Below are 6,365 nucleotides of genomic sequence, written 5' to 3'. Positions count from 1 at the left end.
GCGACATGATGCGGTCCATGACCTGGCGCCAGTCGTCCGTGGAGTTAAGGCCGGACGGCTGGCTCTGCAGCGCCGCCCGCACCGCCGGGTCCGTTGCGTCTTGCATCATCTGATCAGAAACATCACCGCTTAGTACTCGCCGTCCTCTGGCTCGTACTCATCGTCCTCGTCATATTCCTCCACGCCGCCGACGTTGCCAGCGCGCGCGGGTGCCACCGCCAGCCCAGGTCCGGCCCCAGCTGCCTCCAGGGCGCGTCGGCTTGGGGCCCAGCGCAGGTCAGCGCCCGCGTCAAAGTAGGACTCGGCCTCTCTATCGCCGCTGCCCGTGCCAGCCAGGGCCCTTTGCAGGCTGTGCATCAGCTCGCGGTCGCTGAGCTCGCGCCGCCGGCTCACGCTCACGGCCTTGTGGATGCGCTCGTTGCGATAAACGCCCAGGTCGTCGCTCAAGGTAAGCACCTTCAACGCCATGCGCATGTAGAACCCCTCGATCTTTACCTCCTTGTCTATGGGAACGTAAGGGGTATGGTATATCTTGCGGGCGTAAAACTTGCCCAGACTGAGCATGGAATAGTTAATGGCGGCCACCTTGTCAGCCAGGCTCAAGCTGCGCTCCTGCACCACTATGCTCTGCAGAATGTTTATCAAATCGAGCAGCCAGCGGCCCTCGGGCTCTACTATGTTTAGCAGCGCATCCCTGAATGCCTCGTTGTCCCTGCTGTGCTGCACTATAAGGAACAGCTGCGCCATGAGCGGCTTGCTATTTGGGTTTTGCTCCAGCGCGCTTACAAAGTCCCACAGATGCATCAGTCCTATAGCCACCTCCTCGCGCGCCACAAGCGTGCGCACGTGGTTGTTAAAGCTTTTTTGAAAGTTAATCTCCTGGTTCACCGTCTGCTCGTACGCGGTTACCGCATGGATCACGGCGGACGGCCGGATCCGGGGTTCGACGCATGCCTGTACATCCGGAGACGCGTCACGGCCGAAGCTAGCGAATTCGTGGATCCAGATATCCTGCAGAGAAGCTTGGCGCCAGCCGGCTTCAATTGCACGGGCCCCACTAGTGAGTCGTATTACGTAGCTTGGCGTAATCATGGTCATAGCTGTTTCCTGTGTGAAATTGTTATCCGCTCACAATTCCACACAACATACGAGCCGGAAGCATAAAGTGTAAAGCCTGGGGTGCCTAATGAGTGAGCTAACTCACATTAATTGCGTTGCGCTCACTGCCCGCTTTCCAGTCGGGAAACCTGTCGTGCCAGCTGCATTAATGAATCGGCCAACGCGCGGGGAGAGGCGGTTTGCGTATTGGGCGCTCTTCCGCTTCCTCGCTCACTGACTCGCTGCGCTCGGTCGTTCGGCTGCGGCGAGCGGTATCAGCTCACTCAAAGGCGGTAATACGGTTATCCACAGAATCAGGGGATAACGCAGGAAAGAACATGTGAGCAAAAGGCCAGCAAAAGGCCAGGAACCGTAAAAAGGCCGCGTTGCTGGCGTTTTTCCATAGGCTCCGCCCCCCTGACGAGCATCACAAAAATCGACGCTCAAGTCAGAGGTGGCGAAACCCGACAGGACTATAAAGATACCAGGCGTTTCCCCCTGGAAGCTCCCTCGTGCGCTCTCCTGTTCCGACCCTGCCGCTTACCGGATACCTGTCCGCCTTTCTCCCTTCGGGAAGCGTGGCGCTTTCTCATAGCTCACGCTGTAGGTATCTCAGTTCGGTGTAGGTCGTTCGCTCCAAGCTGGGCTGTGTGCACGAACCCCCCGTTCAGCCCGACCGCTGCGCCTTATCCGGTAACTATCGTCTTGAGTCCAACCCGGTAAGACACGACTTATCGCCACTGGCAGCAGCCACTGGTAACAGGATTAGCAGAGCGAGGTATGTAGGCGGTGCTACAGAGTTCTTGAAGTGGTGGCCTAACTACGGCTACACTAGAAGAACAGTATTTGGTATCTGCGCTCTGCTGAAGCCAGTTACCTTCGGAAAAAGAGTTGGTAGCTCTTGATCCGGCAAACAAACCACCGCTGGTAGCGGTGGTTTTTTTGTTTGCAAGCAGCAGATTACGCGCAGAAAAAAAGGATCTCAAGAAGATCCTTTGATCTTTTCTACGGGGTCTGACGCTCAGTGGAACGAAAACTCACGTTAAGGGATTTTGGTCATGAGATTATCAAAAAGGATCTTCACCTAGATCCTTTTACGCGCCCTGTAGCGGCGCATTAAGCGCGGCGGGTGTGGTGGTTACGCGCAGCGTGACCGCTACACTTGCCAGCGCCCTAGCGCCCGCTCCTTTCGCTTTCTTCCCTTCCTTTCTCGCCACGTTCGCTTTCCCCGTCAAGCTCTAAATCGGGGGCTCCCTTTAGGGTTCCGATTTAGTGCTTTACGGCACCTCGACCCCAAAAAACTTGATTTGGGTGATGGTTCACGTAGTGGGCCATCGCCCTGATAGACGGTTTTTCGCCCTTTGACGTTGGAGTCCACGTTCTTTAATAGTGGACTCTTGTTCCAAACTGGAACAACACTCAACCCTATCTCGGGCTATTCTTTTGATTTATAAGGGATTTTGCCGATTTCGGCCTATTGGTTAAAAAATGAGCTGATTTAACAAAAATTTAACGCGAATTTTAACAAAATATTAACGTTTACAATTTAAATATTTGCTTATACAATCTTCCTGTTTTTGGGGCTTTTCTGATTATCAACCGGGGTAAATCAATCTAAAGTATATATGAGTAAACTTGGTCTGACAGTTACCAATGCTTAATCAGTGAGGCACCTATCTCAGCGATCTGTCTATTTCGTTCATCCATAGTTGCCTGACTCCCCGTCGTGTAGATAACTACGATACGGGAGGGCTTACCATCTGGCCCCAGTGCTGCAATGATACCGCGAGACCCACGCTCACCGGCTCCAGATTTATCAGCAATAAACCAGCCAGCCGGAAGGGCCGAGCGCAGAAGTGGTCCTGCAACTTTATCCGCCTCCATCCAGTCTATTAATTGTTGCCGGGAAGCTAGAGTAAGTAGTTCGCCAGTTAATAGTTTGCGCAACGTTGTTGCCATTGCTACAGGCATCGTGGTGTCACGCTCGTCGTTTGGTATGGCTTCATTCAGCTCCGGTTCCCAACGATCAAGGCGAGTTACATGATCCCCCATGTTGTGCAAAAAAGCGGTTAGCTCCTTCGGTCCTCCGATCGTTGTCAGAAGTAAGTTGGCCGCAGTGTTATCACTCATGGTTATGGCAGCACTGCATAATTCTCTTACTGTCATGCCATCCGTAAGATGCTTTTCTGTGACTGGTGAGTACTCAACCAAGTCATTCTGAGAATAGTGTATGCGGCGACCGAGTTGCTCTTGCCCGGCGTCAATACGGGATAATACCGCGCCACATAGCAGAACTTTAAAAGTGCTCATCATTGGAAAACGTTCTTCGGGGCGAAAACTCTCAAGGATCTTACCGCTGTTGAGATCCAGTTCGATGTAACCCACTCGTGCACCCAACTGATCTTCAGCATCTTTTACTTTCACCAGCGTTTCTGGGTGAGCAAAAACAGGAAGGCAAAATGCCGCAAAAAAGGGAATAAGGGCGACACGGAAATGTTGAATACTCATACTCTTCCTTTTTCAATATTATTGAAGCATTTATCAGGGTTATTGTCTCATGAGCGGATACATATTTGAATGTATTTAGAAAAATAAACAAATAGGGGTTCCGCGCACATTTCCCCGAAAAGTGCCACCTGACGTCTAAGAAACCATTATTATCATGACATTAACCTATAAAAATAGGCGTATCACGAGGCCCTTTCGTCTCGCGCGTTTCGGTGATGACGGTGAAAACCTCTGACACATGCAGCTCCCGGAGACGGTCACAGCTTGTCTGTAAGCGGATGCCGGGAGCAGACAAGCCCGTCAGGGCGCGTCAGCGGGTGTTGGCGGGTGTCGGGGCTGGCTTAACTATGCGGCATCAGAGCAGATTGTACTGAGAGTGCACCATATGCGGTGTGAAATACCGCACAGATGCGTAAGGAGAAAATACCGCATCAGGCGCCATTCGCCATTCAGGCTGCGCAACTGTTGGGAAGGGCGATCGGTGCGGGCCTCTTCGCTATTACGCCAGCTGGCGAAAGGGGGATGTGCTGCAAGGCGATTAAGTTGGGTAACGCCAGGGTTTTCCCAGTCACGACGTTGTAAAACGACGGCCAGTCCGTAATACGACTCACTTAAGGCCTTGACTAGAGGGTCGATCGCGGACCGCTGGCGGCACGGCGCAGGGACGCGCGGCTAGGGCGGGTTACAACAACGGCGGACGGCCCTGGCAGCACAGGTTTCTGCTGGGTGTCAGCGGGGGGAGGCAGGTCCAGCGTTACAGGTGTGTGCTGGCCCAGCACTCCGGTAGCCATGGGCGCGATGGGACGGGTGGTGGGCAGGCCTTGCTTTAGTGCCTCCTCGTACGAGGGAGGCTCATCTATTTGCGTCACCAGAGTTTCTTCCCTGTCGGGCCGCGGACGCTTTTCGCCACGCCCCTCTGGAGACACTGTCTCCACGGCCGGTGGAGGCTCCTCTACGGGAGGGCGGGGATCAAGCTTACTGTTAATCTTATTTTGCACTGCCTGGTTGGCCAGGTCCACCACCCCGCTAATGCCAGAGGCCAGGCCATCTACCACCTTTTGTTGGAAATTTTGCTCTTTCAACTTGTCCCTCAGCATCTGGCCTGTGCTGCTGTTCCAGGCCTTGCTGCCATAGTTCTTAATGGTGGAACCGAAATTTTTAATGCCGCTCCACAGCGAGCCCCAGCTGAAGGCGCCACCGCTCATATTGCTGGTGCCGATATCTTGCCAGTTTCCCATGAACGGGCGCGAGCCGTGTCGCGGGGCCAGAGACGCAAAGTTGATGTCTTCCATTCTACAAAATAGTTACAGGACCAAGCGAGCGTGAGAGTCCAGACTTTTTATTTTGATTTTTCCACATGCAACTTGTTTTTAATCAGTGTCTCTGCGCCTGCAAGGCCACGGATGCAATTCCGGGCACGGCGCCAATCGCCGCGGCGATCAGTGGAATAAGGAGGGGCAGGATACCGCCGCGCATGCGACGGTGCGACGCGCGCCGCCGCCGGTGGTGCGCACGACGCATGCCGCCCGTCAGGCCGTGGCCGGCCATGCCCCTCCTACGGTGCATTCTTCCTCGGAATCCCGGCACCGGGAAACGGAGGCGGCAGGTGAGGGCCATATCTGCAAGAACCACAAAGACCGGCTTTTAAACGATGCTGGGGTGGTAGCGCGCTGTTGGCAGCACCAGGGTCCTGCCTCCTTCGCGAGCCACCCTGCGCACGGAAATCGGGGCCAGCACGGGCTGGCGACGGCGACGGCGGCGGCGGGTTCCAGTGGTGGTTCGGCGTCGGGTAGTCGCTCGTCTTCTGGGGCGGTAGGTGTAGCCACGATAGCCGGGGGTAGGCGCGATGGAAGGATGTAGGGCATATTCGGGCAGTAGTGCGCTGGCGGTGCCGTACTTCCTGGAACGGCGCGGGCGCCGGGGGGCTGAAACGCGAAACATCCACGGGTCCGTTTGCACCTCCGTAGAGGTTTTGGACGCGGCCGCAGCGGCCGCCTGCACCGCGGCATCTGCCACCGCCGAGGCAACCGGGGACGTTTGTGTCTCCATGCCCTCTGTGGCAGTGGCAATACTAGTGCTACTGGTGGTGGGTATCTGAACGTCCACGGTCTGCACGCCCAGTCCCGGTGCCACCTGCTTGATTGGCCGCACGCGGACCTCGGGCTCCAGCCCAGGCTCCACGGTCATTTTTTCCAAGACATCTTCCAGTCGCTGGCGCTTGGGTACCATCAGCTGCACGGTGGGTGCCAAGTCACCAGACTCGCGCTTTAGGCCGCGCTTTTCTTCGGACGGTGCAAGCGTGGGCAGCACCTGCTGCAGTGTCACGGGCTTTAGGCTAGGTGTTGGGTTGCCCTCGTCCAGCGGCAACGCCAACATGTCCTTATGCCGCTTTCCGTAGGCAAACTCCCCGAGGCGCTCGTTGGCCTGCTCAAGCAGGTCCTCGTCGCCGTACACCTCATCATACACGCGCTTGTAGGTGCGGGTGGAGCGCTCACCGGGCGTAAAAACTACGGTGGTGCCGGGTCGCAAAACACGTCTTACGCGTCGACCTTTCCACTGTACCCGCCGCCTGGGCGCGGTTGCGTGCAGCAGTTCCACCTCGTCGTCAAGTTCATCATCATCATCTTTCTTTTTCTTTTTGACCCGCTTTAGCTTTCGGGGCTTGTAATCCTGCTCTTCCTTCTTCGGGGGGCCATAGATCTCCGGCGCGATGACCTGGAGCATCTCTTCTTTGATTTTGCGCTTGGACATAGCTTCGT

The 6,365-nt window shown here is 55.6% G+C and carries 1 protein-coding gene; it reads right to left on the bottom strand.

All coding sequences use genetic code 11. The features are described 5' to 3' along the window. Nucleotides 1–2,745 precede the first annotated feature (2,745 nt). A complete protein-coding gene (locus IF61_RS33750; protein ID WP_000027050.1) occupies nt 2,746–3,606 on the bottom strand; it encodes a broad-spectrum class A beta-lactamase TEM-116 in 861 nt (286 codons plus the stop codon). Nucleotides 3,607–6,365 lie beyond the last annotated feature (2,759 nt).

The organism is Streptomyces roseoverticillatus (assembly GCF_000719265.1).
Classification (GTDB): domain Bacteria; phylum Actinomycetota; class Actinomycetes; order Streptomycetales; family Streptomycetaceae; genus Streptomyces; species Streptomyces roseoverticillatus.
The sequence above is the reverse complement of the archived record's forward strand: the minus strand, read 5'-3'. Positions and strand labels throughout refer to the sequence as shown.

Bases quoted from the DNA above. Each gene is read 5' to 3' on its own strand.
- IF61_RS33750 (WP_000027050.1), bottom strand. From the start codon at position 3,606: ATGAGTATTCAACATTTCCGTGTCGCCCTTATTCCCTTTTTTGCGGCA.